The organism is Streptomyces rhizoryzae, from assembly GCF_023155275.1.
GTDB classification, from domain to species: Bacteria; Actinomycetota; Actinomycetes; order Streptomycetales; family Streptomycetaceae; genus Streptomyces; species Streptomyces rhizoryzae.
Window position 1 is genome coordinate 191,500 of record NZ_JALMUV010000007.1, and the last position, 19,114, is coordinate 210,613.

16 protein-coding genes, 2 rRNA genes and 1 pseudogene are annotated in these 19,114 nt (G+C 73.0%); 8 read left to right on the forward strand and 11 right to left on the reverse strand.

Features of this window, described 5'->3' with window-relative positions:
- Positions 1–9: 9 nt before the first annotated feature.
- Genes MUU72_RS09045 through MUU72_RS09055 form a run of 3 tightly spaced genes read right to left on the reverse strand, consistent with a single transcriptional unit; the run spans position 10 to position 2,116 of the window.
- Complete coding sequence (locus MUU72_RS09045; protein WP_248012631.1) at positions 10–951, reverse strand: NAD kinase; 942 nt, start codon at positions 949–951, stop codon at positions 10–12.
- Positions 948–1,763, reverse strand: a complete 816-nt coding sequence (locus MUU72_RS09050; RefSeq protein ID WP_248012632.1) for a TlyA family RNA methyltransferase — start codon at positions 1,761–1,763, stop codon at positions 948–950. Before MUU72_RS09050 ends, MUU72_RS09045 begins: the two co-directional genes overlap by 4 nt.
- A gap of 14 nt (positions 1,764–1,777) precedes the next feature.
- Positions 1,778–2,116: a hypothetical protein gene (locus MUU72_RS09055; RefSeq protein WP_248012633.1), complete on the reverse strand. Its 339-nt coding sequence runs from the start codon at positions 2,114–2,116 to the stop codon at positions 1,778–1,780.
- A gap of 64 nt (positions 2,117–2,180) precedes the next feature.
- Here MUU72_RS09055 and MUU72_RS09060 point away from each other — a divergent pair, with 64 nt between their 5' ends.
- Positions 2,181–2,528 carry an alkyl sulfatase C-terminal domain-containing protein gene (locus MUU72_RS09060; protein ID WP_248012634.1) on the forward strand — a complete coding sequence of 116 codons (348 nt, stop codon included), beginning with the start codon at positions 2,181–2,183 and terminating at the stop codon, positions 2,526–2,528.
- Here MUU72_RS09060 and MUU72_RS09065 read toward each other — a convergent pair.
- The 3 genes from MUU72_RS09065 to MUU72_RS09075 form a co-directional block, all read right to left on the reverse strand.
- Positions 2,512–3,336 (reverse strand): ABC transporter ATP-binding protein, encoded by an 825-nt coding sequence (locus MUU72_RS09065; RefSeq protein WP_248012635.1) that lies wholly within the window; start codon positions 3,334–3,336, stop codon positions 2,512–2,514. The two genes, MUU72_RS09060 and MUU72_RS09065, sit on opposite strands and share 17 nt — an antisense overlap.
- Before the next feature lie 59 nt (positions 3,337–3,395).
- Positions 3,396–4,418, reverse strand: coding sequence for a FecCD family ABC transporter permease (locus MUU72_RS09070; protein ID WP_248012659.1), 1,023 nt, complete (start codon positions 4,416–4,418; stop codon positions 3,396–3,398).
- A gap of 149 nt (positions 4,419–4,567) precedes the next feature.
- A complete protein-coding gene (locus MUU72_RS09075) occupies positions 4,568–5,626 on the reverse strand; it encodes a FecCD family ABC transporter permease (RefSeq protein ID WP_248012636.1) in 1,059 nt (352 codons plus the stop codon).
- A 110-nt stretch (positions 5,627–5,736) separates the two neighbouring features.
- Between MUU72_RS09075 and MUU72_RS09080 the strand changes: the two genes are divergently transcribed.
- Positions 5,737–6,762: an ABC transporter substrate-binding protein gene (locus MUU72_RS09080; RefSeq protein WP_248012637.1), complete on the forward strand. Its 1,026-nt coding sequence runs from the start codon at positions 5,737–5,739 to the stop codon at positions 6,760–6,762.
- Between the two features lie 89 nt (positions 6,763–6,851).
- Positions 6,852–7,727, forward strand: coding sequence for a siderophore-interacting protein (locus tag MUU72_RS09085; RefSeq protein WP_248012638.1), 876 nt, complete (start codon positions 6,852–6,854; stop codon positions 7,725–7,727).
- 77 nt (positions 7,728–7,804) lie between these two features.
- On the opposite strand, the gene MUU72_RS09090 is transcribed toward MUU72_RS09085, so the two are convergent.
- Positions 7,805–8,854 carry an HAD-IIA family hydrolase gene (locus tag MUU72_RS09090; RefSeq protein WP_248012639.1) on the reverse strand — a complete coding sequence of 350 codons (1,050 nt, stop codon included), beginning with the start codon at positions 8,852–8,854 and terminating at the stop codon, positions 7,805–7,807.
- A 167-nt stretch (positions 8,855–9,021) separates the two neighbouring features.
- On the opposite strand from MUU72_RS09090, the gene MUU72_RS09095 reads away from it, so the two are divergent.
- From MUU72_RS09095 to MUU72_RS09115, 5 genes are all read left to right on the forward strand, one after another.
- Positions 9,022–10,287: a DUF1015 family protein gene (locus MUU72_RS09095; protein ID WP_248012640.1), complete on the forward strand. Its 1,266-nt coding sequence runs from the start codon at positions 9,022–9,024 to the stop codon at positions 10,285–10,287.
- A 152-nt stretch (positions 10,288–10,439) separates the two neighbouring features.
- Positions 10,440–11,993: a pyridoxal phosphate-dependent decarboxylase family protein gene (locus MUU72_RS09100; protein WP_248012641.1), complete on the forward strand. Its 1,554-nt coding sequence runs from the start codon at positions 10,440–10,442 to the stop codon at positions 11,991–11,993.
- 59 nt (positions 11,994–12,052) lie between these two features.
- Positions 12,053–13,378 (forward strand): lysine N(6)-hydroxylase/L-ornithine N(5)-oxygenase family protein, encoded by a 1,326-nt coding sequence (locus MUU72_RS09105; RefSeq protein WP_248012642.1) that lies wholly within the window; start codon positions 12,053–12,055, stop codon positions 13,376–13,378.
- A complete protein-coding gene (locus MUU72_RS09110) occupies positions 13,375–13,947 on the forward strand; it encodes a GNAT family N-acetyltransferase (RefSeq protein WP_248012643.1) in 573 nt (190 codons plus the stop codon). The genes MUU72_RS09105 and MUU72_RS09110 overlap by 4 nt, the downstream gene beginning before the upstream one ends.
- Positions 13,944–15,752 (forward strand): IucA/IucC family protein, encoded by a 1,809-nt coding sequence (locus MUU72_RS09115; protein ID WP_248012644.1) that lies wholly within the window; start codon positions 13,944–13,946, stop codon positions 15,750–15,752. Before MUU72_RS09110 ends, MUU72_RS09115 begins: the two co-directional genes overlap by 4 nt.
- Before the next feature lie 71 nt (positions 15,753–15,823).
- On the opposite strand, the gene MUU72_RS09120 is transcribed toward MUU72_RS09115, so the two are convergent.
- From MUU72_RS09120 to MUU72_RS09135, 4 genes and pseudogenes are all read right to left on the reverse strand, one after another.
- Positions 15,824–16,579, reverse strand: coding sequence for a tetratricopeptide repeat protein (locus MUU72_RS09120; protein ID WP_248012660.1), 756 nt, complete (start codon positions 16,577–16,579; stop codon positions 15,824–15,826).
- Between the two features lie 30 nt (positions 16,580–16,609).
- Positions 16,610–17,506: pseudogene (locus tag MUU72_RS09125) on the reverse strand (hypothetical protein); the annotation flags it as partial.
- A gap of 197 nt (positions 17,507–17,703) precedes the next feature.
- Positions 17,704–17,820 (reverse strand): 5S ribosomal RNA (gene rrf, locus MUU72_RS09130).
- A gap of 101 nt (positions 17,821–17,921) precedes the next feature.
- Positions 17,922–19,114 (reverse strand): 23S ribosomal RNA (locus MUU72_RS09135); the annotation flags it as partial.

Genomic DNA, 19,114 nt, shown 5'->3' on the forward strand with positions numbered 1-19,114 from the left:
GGCCCCTGGCTAGTGGGGCGCCCCCCGCCACCCGGCGACCGGGAGGGCGAACTTGGCGACCAGGCGGTCGGTGAACGAGGCGTGGTGGAGCCGGGCCAGCCGGACCGGGACGGCGCCGCGGCGGACCTCCACCCGGGCCCCGGCGGGGAGTTCGACGCTGCGCCGCCCGTCGCACCAGAGCACCCCGTGCGGGGTCTTGGGCTGGACCTCGACGGCCAGCACCGAGCGCGGCGAGGTGACCAGCGGCTTGGCGAACAGCGCGTGGGCGCTGATCGGGACCATCAGCAGCGCCTCGACCTCCGGCCACACCACCGGTCCGCCGGCCGAGAAGGCGTATGCGGTGGAGCCGGTGGGGGTGGCGCAGACGACGCCGTCGCCGCCGAAGCGGGACACCGGCCGGCCGTCGACCTCGGTGACCACCTCCAGCATCCGCTCGCGGGCGGCCTTCTCCACCGACGCCTCGTTCAGGGCCCAGTCGGTGTGCACGACATGGCCGTTGTTGCGGACCAGGACGTCCAGGGTCATCCGCTCCTCGACCTCGTAGGAGCGGGTGACGACCCGGTCGACGACCTTGTCGAGGTCGTCCCGCTCGGCCTCGGCGAGGAAGCCGACCCGGCCGAGGTTGACGCCCAGCATCGGCACCCCGGACGTCCGGGCGAAGTCCGCGCCGCGCAGCAGCGTGCCGTCGCCGCCGAGGACGACCAGCAGTTCGCAGCCCTCGGCGGCGCAGGGCTCGGACTCCACCCGCTCGACCGATTCCGGGAGCGGCAGGTCCGCGGCCTCCTCGGCCAGCACCCGCACCCCGATCCCGCTGCGCAGCAGTCCCTGGACGACGAGTTCGGCGCTGCGGACGGCCGCCGGGCGGCCGGTGTGCGCGAGCAGGAAGACCGTCCGTCCGGACCGGCCGTCCGCGTGTGCCGCGCTGCCTTCAACTGCCTGGGTAGTGGTCAACTGGGCCCCTCCGCCACTGCACGGTCGACATCCGCCGGGTCGAGTGCAGGCGCCCCGGCGCGCAGCCACAGAAAGTACTCGACGTTGCCCGACGGGCCGGGCAACGGGCTCGCGGTCACGCCCAGGACGCCGAGCCCCAGCTCGGCGGCGCGGGCGGCGACGCCGCGTACCGCCTCGGCGCGCAGCGCGGCGCTGCGCACCACCCCGCCGCTGCCCAGCCGCTCCTTGCCGACCTCGAACTGCGGTTTGACCATCAGCACCAGGTCGGCGCCGGGCGCGGTGCAGCGCACCAGCGCGGGCAGCACCAGGCCGAGCGGGATGAAGGACAGGTCGCCGACGACCAGGTCGACGGGCTGCCCGTCGAGCTGCTCCAGGGTCAGCTCGCGGACGTTGGTGCGGTCCTTGACGATGACCCGCTCGTCGCTCTGCAACTGCCAGGCGAGCTGCCCGTAGCCGACGTCGGCGGCGACGACCTCGGCGGCGCCGGCCCGCAGCAGGACGTCGGTGAAGCCGCCGGTGGAGGCGCCGGCGTCCAGCGCGCGGCGGCCCGTGACGCGCAGCCCGCGCGGCACGAAGGCGGCGAGCGCGCCGGCCAGCTTGTGGCCGCCGCGGGAGACGTAGTCGGGGTCGTTGTCGTCGGCCCGGACGACCACGGCGGCGCTGGTCTCCACCTGGGTGGCCGGTTTGGTCGCGGTCGTCCCGCCGACGGTCACCCGGCCCGCGGCGATCAGCTGGCTCGCGTGCTCCCGGGAGCGGGCCAGCTTGCGGCGCACCAGCTCCGCGTCGAGACGGCGTCGTGCCACTCCTGCCACCTGTGGTTCAGCTCCTACCGTTCCTGGGGGTCGTGGGTCGGTGCGGGCGGCCCGGGGTGCTGGTCCAGAGCGGCCAGTACGTCGCGCAGCCCGCGGTGCACATCCTCGTACATGGCCAGGTGGCCGCTCACCGGGAGGTGGCCGGCTTCGGCCAGCCGCGCCAGGCCGGCGTCGACCGCGGCCTGCCCGGTGGGGGTCACCGCCACCCCCAGCGGCCGGGGTCCGTCCACCGGGGCGGGCCCGGCAGCGTCCGGCTGCGGCTGCTCGGGGGCCGGGGCGGGCGGCCCGTCCGCGGCGGGGGCGGCCGGGGTGCCGGGGGCGGCCGGCGCCGGGCCGTTCATCGGGTCTGCCATGCCCCCGACGCTACCGCGCCCGCGCGCCCCCGGCCGCCCGTGACCTGGCGTATCGTCGGGCGCGATGGCAACTCTCGACCAGTGCCGCGCCGCGCTCGACCGGCTGGCCCAGAACCTGTCCTCGGCGGACGGCGAGGTACGCGGCGCCGCCGCCCTCGACCGCTCCGTCAGCTGCCGGATCACCGATCTCGACACCACGTTCACCGGCCGGCTGGCCGGCGGTGCGCTGCGGGACGTCAGCTGCGTGACCGGGCCGCCGCCGGAGAAGGCCGACATCCGGCTGACCATGACCGGGGACGACCTGGTCGCGCTGGTGGACGGGCGGCTGAACTTCGCCCGGGCCTGGAGCAGCGGCCGGGTGAAGCTGGAGGCCGGGCTGCGCGATCTGCTGCGGCTCAGGACGCTGCTGTAGCCGGTGCGGGCGCGGCGGCCGTCCGGGCCCGGCGGGCGGCCGGGACGACCAGCGGGGTGCCGGTCTCGGGGTCGTCGATGACCCGGCAGTCGATGCCGAAGACCCGGCCCACCAGCTCGGCGGTGACGATGTCGCAGGGGGCGCCCTCGGCGAGCACCGCACCGTCCTTCAGGGCGATCAGGTGGGTGGCGTAGCGGGCCGCCTGGTTGAGGTCGTGCAGGACGGCGACCAGGGTGCGGCCCTGCTCCTCGTGGAGGGCGGCGCACAGGTCCAGGACCTCGATCTGGTGCTGGATGTCGAGGAAGGTGGTCGGTTCGTCGAGGAGCAGCAGCGGCGTCTGCTGGGCCAGCGCCATGGCGATCCAGACCCGCTGCCGCTGGCCGCCGGAGAGTTCGTCGACGTACCGGTCGGCCAGCGCGGCCACGCCGGTCGCCGCCATCGACTCCTGGACGATCCGCTCGTCGGTCGCCGACCACTGGCGCAGCAGCCCCTGGTGCGGGTAGCGGCCGCGGGCCACCAGGTCGGCGACGGTGATGCCGTCCGGGGCGACCGAGGACTGCGGCAGCAGGCCGAGCGTCCGGGCGACCTGCTTGGCCGGCAGCGCGGAGATCTTCTGCCCGTCCAGCAGGACCGTGCCGGCGGCCGGCCGGAGCATCCGCGACAGCGCGCGCAGCAGCGTGGACTTGCCGCAGGCGTTCGGGCCGACGATGACGGTGAAGGAGTGGTCGGGGACGGCGACCGAGAGGTTCTCGGCGATGGTCCGCTGGTCGTAGGCGAGGGTGAGGTTCTCGGCCGTCAGACGGCTCATGGGGCGGCTCCTGGGGGTGGTGGGGGCGGTCGGTGCGGCGGGGGCGGCGGGCCGGGCGGTCACACCCGTCCCGCCTTGCGCTCGGTGACCAGCAGCCACAGCAGATAGCCGCCGCCGAGGACACCGGTGAGGACGCCGACCGGGAGCTGGTCGGCGCCGAAGATCCGCTGGGCGGCCCAGTCGGCGGCGAGCAGCAGCGCGGCGCCCATCAGCGCGGCGGGCAGCAGGTTGGGGCCGGGCGACCGGGTCAGCCGGCGGGCCAGCTGGGGGGCGGTCAGGGCCACGAAGGAGATCGGTCCGGCCGCGGCGGTGCCGGCCGCGACCAGCACCACGGCGGCCAGCAGCACGGTGATCCGGACCCGTTCGGTCCGTACGCCCAGCGCGGCCGCGGCGTCGTCGCCCATCTCCAGCATCCGCAGCGGCCGCGCGGCCAGCAGCACCGGCGGGACGAGCACCGCGCAGACCGCGGCCAGCGGCCACACCTGGCTCCAGTCGCGGCCGTTGAGGGACCCGGTCATCCAGGTGGTGGCCCGGGCCGCGTCGTAGAGAGTGGCCTTGGTCAGCAGGAAGAGGACCACGGCGTAGAGCATGGCGGCGGCGCCGATGCCGACCAGCACGAAGCGGTAGCCGTGCACCCCGCGCTTCCAGGCCAGCAGGAAGATGGCGAGGCCGGTGAGCACCCCGCCGGCGACCGCGCCGCCGGCCACCGCGAAGGTCCCGCCGTGGAACCACACGAGGACGACCAGCGCGCCGACCGAGGAGCCCTGCGCGAGGCCGAGGACGTCCGGACTGCCCAGCGGGTTGCGGGAGACGGCCTGGAAGACCGCCCCGCCGATGCCGAAGGCGGCGCCGACCAGCAGGCCCACCAGCACGCGCGGCAGCCGGAGTTCGTGCACGATGAACTCCTGGGCGGTGGTGCCGCCGCCGGTCAGCGTGGTGAGCACCTGGGACGGCGTCATCGGGTAGTCGCCGGTGCCGATCAGGGCGACCGCGGCGGCCGCGGCGACGGCCAGCAGCAGCGCGCCGGCCAGCAGCGCGCGGGTGTCCAGCCGGAACGACAGCCCGCCCGCGGTCCGTACCACGCGGGGCCGCCGCCGGGCGTCCCGCGCCCCGCCGCGCGCCCCGGGTCCGGGCGTCCGGTCCGGCTCCACCGTCGTGTGCACCGCTGCTCCTCCTCGTTCGCCGGCGCCGCCCGGCCCGGCGGCCGCGGCGCTCGATTCCGGTGCCCGGCTCACAGCTGGGCCATCCGACGCCGCCGTACCAGGTAGATGAAGACCGGGCCGCCGAGGACCGCGGTGACGATGCCGACCTGGAGTTCGCCGGGCCGGGCCGCGATCCGGCCGAGCACGTCCGCGCCGACCAGCAGCACCGGGGAGAGCACCGCCGAGTACGGCAGGATCCAGCGCAGGTCGGGGCCGGTGAGGGCGCGGACGGCGTGCGGCACCATCAGGCCGACGTAGACGATCGGGCCGCAGACCGCGGTCGCGCCGCCGCACAGCAGGGTGACCGCGGCCATGGCCAGGATCCGGGTGCGGGTCAGCCGGGCGCCCAGCGCCCGCGCCTGGTCGTCGCCGAGCGCGACGGCGTTCAGCGGGCGGGCGAGCAGCAGCGCGAGCACCGCGCCCACCGCGAGGAACGGCGCGATCCGGGCCACCGTCGGCATGGTGGCGGTGGCCAGGGAGCCGACCGTCCAGAAGCGCATCCGGTCCAGCGCCGCGCCGTCCAGGAGGTTGACCGCGTTGAGGTAGCCGGTGAGGACGGCGGTGAGCGCGGTACCGGCCAGCGCGAGCCGGACCGGGGTGGCGCTGCGGGTACCGCCGAGGACGTAGACCGCGGCGGAGACCAGCGCGGCGCCGGCGAAGGCGAACCACACGTAGCCGCTCAGCGAGGTGACGCCCAGGAAGCTGATGGCGGAGACCACCGCGGCCGCGGCGCCGGCGTTGATGCCGAGGACGCCGGGGTCGGCGAGCGGGTTGCGGGTGAGCGCCTGCATGACCGTGCCGGCGAGCCCGAGGGCGGCGCCGGCCAGCAGGCCGAGGAGGGTGCGCGGCAGCCGGACGTCGCGGATGACCACGTCGGTGTCGGAACCGGAGTAGTGGAACACCCCGTGCCACACCTGGTCGAGGGGGATCTGCTTGGCACCGACGGCGATACCGAGGACGGCGACGACCGCGAGGGCGGCGACGGCAGCGGCCAGTCCCGCGGCGCGGGCGGTGTGCCGCCGCCGGGGCGCGGTGGGGGGCTGCGCCGCGTCGGGCGGACTGTCAACGGGGGGGCTGTCAACCAACACGTTGGTTAGGTTAGCCTACCCTCACAAGTAGTCGATCTCCCGGCCCTCCGGGTTCGGTCGTACCCGTCCGTCCGGGGGGCCAACCACCTCCAGAGAGAAGCCCAAAAGCGATGAGAACCCCCGAAAGCGTATCCCTGTCCCGGCGCGGCATCCTGGCCGCGGGCGGCGCCGTCGGCATCGGTGCCCTGCTCGCCGCCTGCGGAGGGAGCAAGGACGCCGGGGGTACGGGCGGCGGCAAGGGCGGCCCCTGGTCCTTCACCGACGACCGCGGGCAGCAGGTCTCGCTCCCGGACGCCCCGCACCGCATCGTCGCCTTCACCGGCACCGCGGCGGCGCTGCACGACTTCGGGATCGACGACCGGATCGTCGGCGTCTTCGGCCCCACCAAGCTCTCCAACGGCAAGCCCGATCCGCAGGCCGGCGACCTCGACGTCGACAAGGTCACCATCCTCGGCAACGCCTACAACCAGTTCAACGTCGAGAAGTACGCCGGGCTCGCGCCCGACCTGCTGGTCACCAACATGTACGAGCCGGGCGCGCTGTGGTTCGTCCCGGACGAGAGCAAGGACAAGATCACCAAGCTCGCCCGGACGGTCGCGCTGACCGCGTCCCGGAAGCCGCTCGACCGGATCATCGGCCGCTACGCCGACCTCGCCGCCGCGCTCGGCGCCGACCTGAAGGCCAAGAAGGTCACCGACGCCAAGGCCCGCTTCGAAAAGGCCGCCGCGCGGCTGCGCAAGGCTGCGGCCGCACACCCGGTCAAGGTCCTGGCCTGCTCCGGCAGCGCCGACCTCTTCTACGCCTCCAACCCCGGCATCAACGCGGACCTGATGTACTTCAAGTCCCTCGGCGTGGACCTGATCGTCCCCGACCACCTCGACAAGGGCGGCTACTTCGAGAGCCTGAGCTGGGAGAACGCCGACAAGTACCGGGCCGACGTGCTCCTGCTGGACAACCGGACCGCCACCCTCCAGCCCAAGGACCTGGCCGCCAAGCCGTCCTGGAACAAGCTCCCCGCCGTCAAGGCCGGCCAGATCACCCCCTGGGCCAGCGAACCGCGCTTCTCCTACGCGGGCGCCGCCCCGCTCCTGGAGTCGCTCGCCCAGGCCATCGAGCACGCCGAGAAGACTGGCTGACGCACCGCCGGCCCGGCACCCGCCGGCCCGCACCGCCCGACCACCCCGCCCCGCCCCGTCCCGTTCCGTTCAGTCCCGGGAGGTTCCCCATGACCGCGACCGCCGCCCCCGCCTCCGCGCCGTTCCGCTTCTTCGACGTCCGGGTCGCCCGCATCCGGCGGCTCGGCCCGTCCATGGTCCGGATCACCTTCACCGGCGACCGGCTGGACGACCTGGCCTCCGGCGGCCGGGACCAGCGCTTCAAGCTGTTCCTCCCGCAGCCGCACCAGAGCGCGCCGGTCTTCGAGGACCTCGGCGAGGGCTGGTACACCGCCTGGCGGGCGCAGGACCCCGCCGAGCGGCCGGTGATGCGGTCGTACACCATCCGCGAACAGCGCCCGGACCCGGCGGAGTTCGACGTGGACTTCGCGCTGCACGGGGCCGGCGGACCGGGCCCGGCGGGCGGCGGCCCGGCCAGCCGCTGGGCGGTCCGGGCCCGGCCGGGCGACCGGCTGACCGTGCTCGCCCCGGCCGTCGCGGACAACGGCGGCGTCGACTTCCGGCCGCCGCCGGGCACCGACTGGATCCTGCTGACCGGCGACGAGACCGCCCTGCCGGCCATCGCCGGGATCCTGGCCTGGCTCTCCCCCGGCACCACCACCAAGGTCTGGATCGAGACCGGTCACGCGGCCGACCGGCAGCCGCTGCCGACCTTCGCCGACGCCGAGGTCCACTGGCTGGTCCGGGACCCGGCGGCCGGCCGCGGCGAGCCGGTGCTGGACGCGCTGCGCGCCGCGGACCTCCCCGGCGGCGCCCCGTACGCCTGGATCGCCGGCGAGGCCGGCACCGTCAAGGCGGTGCGCCGGCACCTGGTCGGGGAGCGCGGATTCGACCGCCGGGCGGTGAAGTTCACCGGCTACTGGCGGCGCGGAGCCACCGAGGAGGACCTGCTCGCGGAGCTGACCGCGACGGCCGGCGGCAGGTGAGCGGCCGCCCGGCCGCGGGCCACCGGGCCCCGCCGCTCCCCCGGCGGGGCCCGGCCCGCCCACTACCTGACGTATCGTCACATACCCAACTGCCGCAGCGCGCCGGCCGCGTCCGCCGTGCACCGGCCGGCGCCCGCCGCGGTCCAGGCCGCCGCGCACAGCGCCCGCAGCCCGTCCAGCGGATCGCCCGCGCCGTCCACGACCAGCTCCGCACCGGACGCCGCGGCGTGCCAGCCGCCGCACCGGAAACCGGTGCCGTCCCCGGTCACCTCCGGCTGCGGCACCAGCAGCCCGCGCAGGTCGGCGGCCACGTACGAGGGCCGGTGCTCGGGCGGCGCGGCCAGCAGCCCCGCGGGGGTGGTGACGCCGGTGAGCACCAGCAGGGAGTCCACCCCGCCGTTCCAGGCGCCCTCGATGTCGGTGTCGAGCCGGTCGCCGACCACCAGCGGCCGCCGGGCGCCGGTCCGCAGCACGGTCTCCCGGTGCATCGGCGGCTGCGGCTTCCCCGCCACCTGCGGAGCACCGCCGGCCGCGATCCGCACCACCTCCACCAGCGCGCCGTTGCCCGGCGCGATCCCGCGCTCCTTGGGGATGGTCAGATCGGTGTTGGACGCGAACCACGGCACCCCGCGCTGCACCGCGTACGCCGCCTCGGCCAGCCGCTCCCAGTCCAGCGCCGGGTCGTAGCCCTGGACCACCGCGGCCGGGTCGTCGTCGGCCGACGCCACCGGCACCAGCCCGCGCTCGCGCAGCGCCACCCGCAGCCCCTCGCCGCCGATGGCCAGCACCCGGGAGCCGGCCGGCACCTGCTCGGCGATCAGCCGGGCCACCGCCTGCGCGGAGGTGATCACGTCCGCCGCGGTCGTCGGCAGACCGAATCCGGACAGCTGGCCGGCCACCGCCTCCGGCGTCCGGGCCGCGTTGTTGGTCACATACGCCAGGTGCATCCCGCCGTCCCGCGCCGCGGTCAGCGACTCCACCGCGTGCGCGATGGCCTGCCCGCCGGCGTAGACCACCCCGTCCAGATCCAGCAGCGCCGTGTCGTACGCCGCACTCAGCGCGCGCCCGCAGCCGCCGGGCCGGCGCCGTTCGCCGCCGTCCGCCCCGGCGCTCCTCTGCTCGTTCATCCCGTCCTGCTCCTCGCTCGTTGCCGGCCCGCGGAAGGGCGCCGCTCGGGCCGCGCGCGGCGCCCCGGGACGGGCCCGTCCGCCGCCGCGCGGCCACCGGTGATTCCGGCCGTATCCGGCCGCTCCTCCGATCATCCCGCACCCCCTTCCCGGCATAGCATTCTTCAATGACCAGTACCGACGGCCTCCGCCTCCTCCCGTTCCGCGGCCTGCGCTACGCCCCGGACCGGGTCAGCAGCCTCACCGCGGTCACCTCCCCGCCCTACGACGTCGTGGTCCGCCCGGACGGGGTCCGGGAGTTGGAGACCTCCGACCCGTACAACATCGTGCGGCTGATCCTGCCGCACGCCGCCGACCCGGCCGCCCGCCACCGCCAGGCCGCCGACACCCTGCGGCACTGGCGCGACGAGGGCATCCTCACCCCGGATCCGGAGCCCGCGCTGTACGTCTACGAGCAGCGCGGCGGCGGCGTCCTCCAGCGCGGGCTGATCGGCGCACTGCGGCTGGACGGTCCGGTACTCCCGCACGAGGACGTGATCCCCGAGGTCGTCGCGGACCGGGCGGCGCTGATGGGCGCCGCGGCCGCCAACTTCGAGCCGCTGCTGCTCTCCTACCGCGGCGAGGGCACCGGCAACGGCGCCACCGCGGTCATCGAGCGCACGGTCCAGGGCCCGCCGCTGCTCGCCACCACCACCGAGGACGGTTTCGCGCACCGGCTGTGGGCGGTCACCGACCCGGCCGAGCTGGCCGCGGTGGACGCCGACCTGGCCACCCGGCGGGCACTGATCGCCGACGGCCACCACCGCTGGGCGACGTACCGGAGGCTGTACGAGCAGCGGCCGGACGCCGGCCCCGGCTCCCCCTGGGCGTCCGGGCTGGTGCTGCTGGTCGACACCGCCCGCTACCCGCTCCAGGTGCGGGCCATCCACCGGGTGCTGCCGCACCTGCCGCCCGCCAAGGCGCTGGCGGACGTGGCCGGCGCGTTCCGGGCCCGCCGGCTGCCGCCCGAGCTGCCGGCCGCCCTGGAGGCGCTGGCGAAGACGCCCGGCACCGCCTTCGTGCTCTCCGCCGGCCCGGACTCCTTCCACCTCCTGGACCGCCCCGACCCCGGGCTGCTGGACCGGGCGATCCGCACCGACCGGCCCGCCCAGTGGCGCCGGCTGGACGCCACGGTGCTGCACTCGGTCCTGCTGGACGAGGTCTGGCGGATCCCCGACCACCCCTTCGACATCGGCTATCTGCACCACGCCGAGGCGGCCGTGGCGCAGGCCGCCCGGCACGGCGGCACGGCCGTCCTGATGCGCGCCACCTCCGAGGAGACGGTCCGTCAACTCGCCGAGCAGGGCGTGACGATGCCCCGCAAGTCCACCTCCTTCGGCCCGAAGCCGGCCACCGGGCTGGTGCTGCGCACCCTGGACGACGAAGGGAGCTGACCGCACCCGAGCGGCTTCCGCCCCCCGCACCCGCCCGGTGACCAGTTAGGTTAGGCTTACCTCACTGCGTCACCGGGCGGGTTCCCCTGCCCCTGTGCACACCTCCGCACCTGCACAGGACGCGGTCAACTCCGCACCAGGGAGGGCCCTTCATGAGTCTCCTCGCGCACTCCGCCGAGGACCCGGCCGACAGCCGCACCCATCTCCTCAACCACCGCACCGCCGACCGCTACCGCGCGGCCGTCACCGAGAGCGTCACGCGGATCAGCGACCGGATCGCCACCACCGAACGCCCCTTCACCGGCGTCTCCGTCGACGACCTGGCCCCGGCCGTCGCCGCCGTCGACCTCGACACCCCGCTGCACGACCCGTCCGCCGCGCTCGACGAACTGGAACAGCTCTACCTCCGCGACGCGGTCTACTTCCACCACCCCCGCTACCTCGCACACCTCAACTGCCCCGTGGTGATCCCCGCGCTGGTCGGCGAGGCCGTGCTCTCCGCCGTCAACTCCTCCCTCGACACCTGGGACCAGAGCGCCGGCGGCACCCTCATCGAACGCCGCCTGATCGACTGGACGGCCGCCCGGATCGGCCTCGGCGAGCACGCCGACGGCGTCTTCACCAGCGGCGGCAGCCAGTCCAACCTCCAGGCCATGCTGCTCGCCCGGGACGAGACCTGCCACCGCGAACCGGCCGGCGCCGCCGTCCCCGAGGACACCGGCCGCTCCGGCCTCCTGCCCCGGCTGCGCATCTTCGCCTCCGCCGCCGGCCACTTCAGCATCCGCAAGTCCGCCACCCTGCTCGGCCTGGGCCCGGACGCCGTCATCACCGTCCCGGTCGACGCCGAGAAGCGGATGCGCACCGACGCCCTCGCCGCCGAACTCGCGCGCTGCACGGACGCGGGCCTGATACCCATGGCCGTCGTCGCCACCGCCGGCACCACCGACTTCGGCTCCCTCGACCCGCTCCCGGAGATCGCCGACCTCGCCGCCCGCCACGGCGCCTGGCTGCACGTGGACGCCGCCTACGGCTGCGGCCTGCTGGTCTCCCGCCGCCGCGCCCTGCTGAACGGCATCGAACGCGCCGACTCGGTGACCGTCGACTACCACAAGTCCTTCTTCCAGCCGGTCAGTTCCAGCGCCGTCCTGGTCCGCGACCGCGCCACCCTCCGGCACGCCACCTACCACGCCGACTACCTCAACCCCCGCCGGATGGCCGAGCGCCGCATCCCCAACCAGGTCGACAAGTCGCTCCAGACCACCCGCCGCTTCGACGCCCTCAAACTCTGGCTGACCCTGCGCGTCATGGGCGCCCACGGCATCGGCGCGCTCTTCGACGAGGTCATCGACCGGGCCGCCGACGCCTGGCAGCTGCTCCACGACGACCCGCGCTTCGAGGTCGTCGTCCGGCCGCGCCTGAGCACTCTGGTCTTCCGCTACCTCCCCGGCGGCGACCGGGACCCCGACCCCGACCTCACCGACCGGGTCAATCTGCATGCCCGGGAGGCCCTGTTCGCCTCCGGCGACGCGATCGTCGCGGGCACCACGGTCGACGGCCGGCACCACCTGAAGTTCACCCTGCTCAACCCCGAGACCACCCTCGACGACATCGCCACCGTCCTGGACCTCATCGCCGAGCACGCCGGCCGCTACCTCGCCGGGCAGCCCGCCACCGGCCGGCCCGCCCCGGCGCTGAGCACCCGCTGAGCACCCGCTGAGCACCCGCTGACCTCCCACCGACCGACCATCGACCGGAGAAGACCCTCGTGACCGTCCCCCACGAAGCCCCCTACGACTTCCTCGCCATCGGGCTGGGCCCCTTCAACCTCGGCCTGGCGTGCCTGACCGCCCCCCTCGACGAGCTCAACGGCCTCTTCCTCGACGACAAACCGGCCTTCGACTGGCACCCCGGCATGATGCTGGAGAGCAGCCACCTCCAGGTCCCGTTCCTGGCCGACCTGGTCACCCTCGCCGACCCCACCTCGCCCTTCTCCTTCCTCAACTACCTCAAGGAAACGGGCCGGATCTACTCGTTCTACATCCGCGAGAGCTTCTATCCGCTGCGCGCCGAGTTCAACGACTACTGCCGCTGGGCGGCCGGCAAACTCGACACCGTCCGCTTCTCGCACACCGTCACCGCCGTCGAGTACGACGAGACCGCCGAGGTCTACCTCGTCCACGCCGACCACCAGGGCACCCGCCACACCTTCCGGGCCCGCAAGCTCGTCCTGGGCACCGGCACCCCGCCGCACCTCCCCGACGCCTGCCGCGGCCTCGGCGGCGACCTGCTGCACAACGCCGGCTACCTCGACGCCAAGCCCGCCCTCCAGGCCAAGGACAGCATCACCGTCATCGGCAGCGGCCAGAGCGCCGCCGAGATCTACCACGACCTCCTCCAGGACATCGACAGCCACGGCTACCACCTGACCTGGGCCACCCGCTCCCCCCGCTTCTTCCCCCTCGAATACACCAAGCTCACCCTGGAGATGACCTCCCCGGAGTACGTGGACTACTTCCACGCCCTCCCCCCGGCCACCCGCGACCGGCTCAACGCCTCCCAGAAGCACCTCTACAAGGGCATCGACTCCGCGCTGATCAACGACATCTTCGACCTGCTCTACCAGAAGCGCCTGGCCGGCCCGGTCCGCACCCGCCTGCTGACCAACTCCGCGCTCACCGACGCCCGTTACGACGAGGCCACCGGCACCTACACCCTCGGCCTGCGCCAGGAGGAGCAGGGCCGCGACTACACCCTCACCACCCAGGGCCTGGTCCTCGCCACCGGCTACCGCTACCGCGTCCCGGACTTCCTGGAACCGGTCCGCGACCGCATCGCCTGGGACGCCGCCGGCCGCTACGACGTCGCCCGCAACTACAGCATCGACACCACCGGCCACGGCATCTTCGTGCAGAACGCCGAGCTGCACACCCACGGCTTCGTCACCCCCGACCTCGGCATGGCCGCGTACCGCAACTCCTGCCTCATCCGGGAGCTGCTCGGCCGCGAGCACTACCCGGTCGAGAAGGCCATCGCCTTCCAGGAGTTCGCCGCCCCGGCCGGCCCGCACCACCCCCTGGAGATCTCCGCATGAGCGCCGCCCCCGTCTTCACCCGCACCGACCCCGCGCTGGGGGAGTTCGCCCTGCGGCCCGTCGACCCCGCCGCCGACGCCCCCGTCCTCCACCAGTGGGTCACCCACCCCAAGGCCGTCTTCTGGCTGATGCAGGACTGCGACCTGCCCGCCGTCGAGAAGGAGTTCGCCCGGATCGACGCCGACCCGCACCACGACGCCTTCCTCGGCCTGCACAACGGCACCCCGGCCTTCCTCATGGAGCGCTACGACCCCGCCCACCGCGAACTGGTCGGCATCCACCCCGCCCGCCCCGGCGACATCGGCATGCACTTCCTCACCGCACCCACCGGCACCCCCGTCCACGGCTTCACCCGCGCGGTCCTGACCACCGTCATGGAGATGCTCTTCGCCGACCCCGGCGTGCAGCGGGTCGTGGTCGAACCCGACACCCGCAACACCGCCGTCCACTCCCTCAACGAGGCAGTCGGCTTCGAGATCGTCCGCACCGTCTCGCTGCCCTCCAAGGACGCGTACCTCAGCACCTGCACCCGCGACCAGTTCCTGGCCACCCGAGGAGACCGCCGATGACCGCCCCCACCCCGCACCAGCCCGCCCAGGACGCCGTCGCCCACCTCACCCCCACCCTGTGGGCCCGGGCCAACCGCGCCCTGGTCCGCAAGGCCCTCGCCGAATTCGCCCACGAACGGCTGCTGACCCCCGAGCCGCTCGTCGGCGGCGGCCGCTACGCCGTCCGCAGCGACAACGCCACCACCGCCTACCGCTTCACCGCCCGCAGACAGGCCCTGGACCACTGGCAGATCGACCCCGACAGCATCACCCGCCACCGCGACGGCACCGAACTCCCGCTGGACGCCCTGGACTTCATCACCGAGTTCCGCACGTCGCTCGGCCTGTCCGACACCGTCCTCCCGGTCTACCTGGAGGAGATCAGCTCCACCCTCTCCGGCACCGCCTACAAACTCGCCGGAAAGGCCACCTCCGCCGCCGAACTCGCCGCGGCCGGCTTCCAGGCCATCGAGACCGGTATGACCGAGGGCCACCCCTGCTTCGTCGCCAACAACGGCCGCCTCGGCTTCGGCATCCACGAGTACCACGCCTACGCCCCCGAGGCCGCCGCCCCGCTCGCGCTGATCTGGCTGGCCGCCCACCGCGACCACACCACCTTCACCGCCGGCGCCGGCCTCGACTACGCCACCCTCATCGACGCCGAGCTGCCCGCGCGGACCCGCACCCGCTTCGCCGCCACCCTCACCGGCCTCGGCCTCGACCCCGACGCCTACTACCTCTTCCCCACCCACCCCTGGCAGTGGTGGAACAAGCTCTCCGTCACCTTCGCCGCCGAGGTCGCCCAGCGCCGCCTGGTCTGCCTGGGCCCCGGCGACGACCAGTACCTCGCCCAGCAGTCCATCCGCACCTTCTTCAACATCACCCACCCCGCCAAGCACTACGTCAAAACGGCCCTGTCGGTGCTCAACATGGGCTTCATGCGCGGCCTGTCCGCCTCCTACATGGAGGCCACCCCGGCCATCAACGACTGGCTGGCCCGCCTCATCGACGCCGACGGCACCTTCCGCGCCGCCCGCTTCTCGATCATCCGCGAGCGCGCCGCCATCGGCTACCACCACCGCCAGTACGAGGCCGCCACCGAGAAGGGCTCCCCGTACCGCAAGATGCTCGCCGCGCTCTGGCGGGAGAGCCCAGTCCCCGCCCTCACCCCCGGCCAGCGGCTGGCCACCATGGCGTCCCTCCTGCACACCGACCGCGACGGCGCCTCCTTCGCCGCCGCCCTCATCGCGGAGTCCGGCCTCGCCCCCGAGATGTGGCTCCGCCGCTACCTCGATGCCTACCTCACCCCCGTCCTGCACGCCTTCTACGCCTACGACCTGGTCTTCATGCCGCACGGCGAGAACGCCATCCTGGTCATCGAGGACGGCGCGGTGGCCCGGGTGATCTTCAAGGACATCGCCGAGGAGATCGCCGTGATGTCCGCCGACGCCGAGCTCCCGCCCGCCGTCGAACGCATCCGCGCCGACGTCCCCGAGGACAAGAAGCTGCTGTCCGTCTTCACCGACGTCTTCGACTGCTTCTTCCGCTTCCTGTCCGCCACCCTCGACGACCTCGGCGTCCTCGACGAGGACACCTTCTGGCGCACGGTCGCCGAGACCGTCACCGCCTACCAGGCGGCCCACCCCCACCTCGCCGACCGGTTCGCGCGCTACGACATGTTCGCCCCCGAGTTCGCCCTCTCCTGCCTCAACCGCCTCCAGCTGCGCAACAACGAGCAGATGGTCGACCTCCAGGACCCGGCCGGCGCCCTCCAGCTCATCGGCACCCTCCGCAACCCCCTCGCCCCCCACGCCCCCGCCCCCTGAGGCGCCCCGGCCCCGGAAACAGTGAAGGGCGGACCCACACGGGCCCGCCCTTCACTGTTCACCGCTATCCGCTACTCGGCCTTCGCCGGCCCCTCACCGGACCCCGGCCGCTCACCGGCACCGTCCCCGGCCTCGTCCGCACCGGACTCGTCCAGCGCGTCGGTGAACTGCACACCGTCCAGCTCGGCCAGCCGGTCCGAGGCGTCCGTGGTCCCGGCCTGGTCGGCCTCCAGCGCCCGGGCGAACCAGTCGCGCGCCTCGTCCTCGCGCCCGACCTCCAGCAGCGCGTCCGCGTACGCGTACCGCAGCCGCGCCGTCCACGGGTGCACCGCGCTCGACGCCAGCTCGGGGCTCTGGAGCGTCACCACCGCCGCGTCGGCCTGGCCCAGGTCGCGCCGCGCCCCGGCCGCGACCAGCCGCATCTCGACCTGGCCGGCCCGGTCCAACCGCTGCACCTCGGGCTCACCGGCCATCGCCAGCGCCTTCTCGGGCCGCCCGAGCCCGCGCTCGCAGTCCGCCATGACGGGCCACAGCTCGGCCACCCCGGTCATCCGCCGCGCGGCCCGGAACTCCTTCAGCGCCTCGCCGTACTTCCCGCTGGCGTACGCCGCGAACCCGGCGGCCTCGCGCACCGCCGCGACCCGCGACGCCAGCCGCAGCGCCACCCGCGAGTACCCGTACGCCTGCTCCGGGTCCTCGTCCAGCAGCCGCGCGACCATCACCAGGTTCTTGGCGACGTCCTCGGCCAGCGTCTTCGGCAGGCTCTGCAACTCCTGCCGCACCGCCTTGTCGATCTCGTCGCCGGTCACGTCCTCCGGAATCGGCAGCCGCTTGATCGGCTCCCGGTCCCGGTCCCGGCGGTCGTCCCGCCGCGGCCCGCGGTCATCCCGGCGGTCATCCCGCCGGTCGTCGCGGCCCCGGCCACCGCCGTACGGCCGCCGCCCACCGCGCTCATCGCGCCGGAAGCCCCCGCGGTCGTCCCGCCGCTCCCCGCCGCGCTCGTCCCGCCGGAAGCCCCCGCGGTCATCCCGCCGCTCCCCGCCGCGCTCGTCCCGCCGGAAGCCCCCGCGGTCATCCCTGCGGAACCCCCCACGCTGGTCATCCCGCTCCCGCCGGAACCCACCGCGCTCGTCATCCCGACGGAAGCCACCGCGCTCGTCGTCCCGGCGCGGACCCCGCGCCCGGTCGTCCCGCCGGAACCCTTCCTCCCGGCGGAACCCGCCGCGCTCGTCCCCCCGGTCGTCCCGGCGGAAGCCACCGCGCGCCCCGCCGCGCTCATCCCGCCGCTCGTCCCGCCGGAAGCCCCCGCGGTCATCCCGCCGCTCGAACCGGTCGTCCCTACGGAAGCCCCCACGGTCATCCCGCCGGTCATCCCGCCGGTCGCCGCCACGCTCGTCCCGCCGGTCGTCCCTACGGAACGCACCGCCACGGTCGTCCCGCCGCTCGAACCGGTCGTCGCGGCGGAACCCGCCCCGCTCGCCTCCACGGTCCCGGTCGTCCCGCCGGAAGCCGCCCCGGTCCCCCCGCTCCTCGCGCCGGAACCCACCGCGGTCATCCCGCTCGTCCCGGCGGAACCCACCGCGGTCGTCCCCCCGGAAACCACCACGGCCGGCACCGCGCTCACCGCGGTCGTCCCGCCGGTAACCACCACGGTCACCACCGCGGTTGTCCCGTGCGTCGCGGCTGTCCCGGCTGTCCCGACCCTCACGGCTGTCGCGGCTGTCACGCCGGTAGCCCCCACGGTCATCCCGCCGGAAACCACCACGGTCACCGCCCTCGCGCCGCGGCCGGCGCTCCGGACGATCGTCGGAAGAGTTGGTGGACATCGACGTGACTCCTGTCTTCGGTACTGCATTCATTCTCACGCACCGATCCCTTCGGCGCGCTCCGGAAAAACAAAAGGACCCTTGGTCCCAGCGTGAACGCTGGGACCAAGGGTCCTTCAAAGATTGTTCGGCGGCGTCCTACTCTCCCACAGGGTCCCCCCTGCAGTACCATCGGCGCTGAAAGGCTTAGCTTCCGGGTTCGAAATGTAACCGGGCGTTTCCCTAACGCTATAACCACCGAAACCCATTCGGGTTCTAGCGAACAAGCACACTCTTCAATTAGTGGTGTACCGACATTGCGACTGTTCGCAACCCGGGAACCACACAGTGGACGCGAGCAACTGAGGACAAGCCCTCGGCCTATTAGTACCAGTCAACTCCACACCTTACGATGCTTCCATATCTGGCCTATCAACCCAGTCATCTACTGGGAGCCTTACCCTCTCAAAGGAGGAGGGAGCCCTCATCTCGAAGCAGGCTTCCCGCTTAGATGCTTTCAGCGGTTATCCTTTCCGAACGTAGCCAACCAGCCATGCCCTTGGCAGAACAACTGGCACACCAGAGGTCCGTCCGTCCCGGTCCTCTCGTACTAGGGACAGCCCTTCTCAAGACTCCTACGCGCACAGCGGATAGGGACCGAACTGTCTCACGACGTTCTAAACCCAGCTCGCGTACCGCTTTAATGGGCGAACAGCCCAACCCTTGGGACCGACTCCAGCCCCAGGATGCGACGAGCCGACATCGAGGTGCCAAACCATCCCGTCGATATGGACTCTTGGGGAAGATCAGCCTGTTATCCCCGGGGTACCTTTTATCCGTTGAGCGACGGCGCTTCCACAAGCCACCGCCGGATCACTAGTCCCTACTTTCGTACCTGCTCGACCCGTCAGTCTCACAGTCAAGCTCCCTTGTGCACTTACACTCAACACCTGATTACCAACCAGGCTGAGGGAACCTTTGGGCGCCTCCGTTACCCTTTAGGAGGCAACCGCCCCAGTTAAACTACCCACCAGACACTGTCCCTGATCCGGATCACGGACCCAGGTTAGACATCCAGCACGACCAGAGTGGTATTTCAACAACGACTCCACACCAACTGGCGTTGGCGCTTCACAGTCTCCCACCTATCCTACACAAGCCGAACCGAACACCAATATCAAGCTATAGTAAAGGTCCCGGGGTCTTTCCGTCCTGCTGCGCGAAACGAGCATCTTTACTCGTAATGCAATTTCACCGGGCCTATGGTTGAGACAGTCGAGAAGTCGTTACGCCATTCGTGCAGGTCGGAACTTACCCGACAAGGAATTTCGCTACCTTAGGATGGTTATAGTTACCACCGCCGTTTACTGGCGCTTAAGTTCTCAGCTTCGCCCCACCGAAATGGAGCTAACCGGTCCCCTTAACGTTCCAGCACCGGGCAGGCGTCAGTCCGTATACATCGCCTTACGGCTTCGCACGGACCTGTGTTTTTAGTAAACAGTCGCTTCTCGCTGGTCTCTGCGGCCACCCCCAGCTCACCGTGCAAGACGGATCACC

Excerpts from the sequence above, each read along its gene's own strand:
- MUU72_RS09055 (WP_248012633.1), bottom strand. The coding sequence starts at position 2,116 with ATGGCAGACCCGATGAACGGCCCGGCGCCGGCCGCCCCCGGCACCCCG.
- MUU72_RS09060 (WP_248012634.1), top strand. The coding sequence starts at position 2,181 with ATGGCAACTCTCGACCAGTGCCGCGCCGCGCTCGACCGGCTGGCCCAG.
- MUU72_RS09065 (WP_248012635.1), bottom strand. The coding sequence starts at position 3,336 with ATGAGCCGTCTGACGGCCGAGAACCTCACCCTCGCCTACGACCAGCGG.
- MUU72_RS09080 (WP_248012637.1), top strand. The coding sequence starts at position 5,737 with ATGAGAACCCCCGAAAGCGTATCCCTGTCCCGGCGCGGCATCCTGGCC.
- MUU72_RS09085 (WP_248012638.1), top strand. The coding sequence starts at position 6,852 with ATGACCGCGACCGCCGCCCCCGCCTCCGCGCCGTTCCGCTTCTTCGAC.
- MUU72_RS09090 (WP_248012639.1), bottom strand. The coding sequence starts at position 8,854 with ATGAACGAGCAGAGGAGCGCCGGGGCGGACGGCGGCGAACGGCGCCGG.
- MUU72_RS09095 (WP_248012640.1), top strand. The coding sequence starts at position 9,022 with ATGACCAGTACCGACGGCCTCCGCCTCCTCCCGTTCCGCGGCCTGCGC.
- MUU72_RS09100 (WP_248012641.1), top strand. The coding sequence starts at position 10,440 with ATGAGTCTCCTCGCGCACTCCGCCGAGGACCCGGCCGACAGCCGCACC.
- MUU72_RS09110 (WP_248012643.1), top strand. The coding sequence starts at position 13,375 with ATGAGCGCCGCCCCCGTCTTCACCCGCACCGACCCCGCGCTGGGGGAG.
- MUU72_RS09115 (WP_248012644.1), top strand. The coding sequence starts at position 13,944 with ATGACCGCCCCCACCCCGCACCAGCCCGCCCAGGACGCCGTCGCCCAC.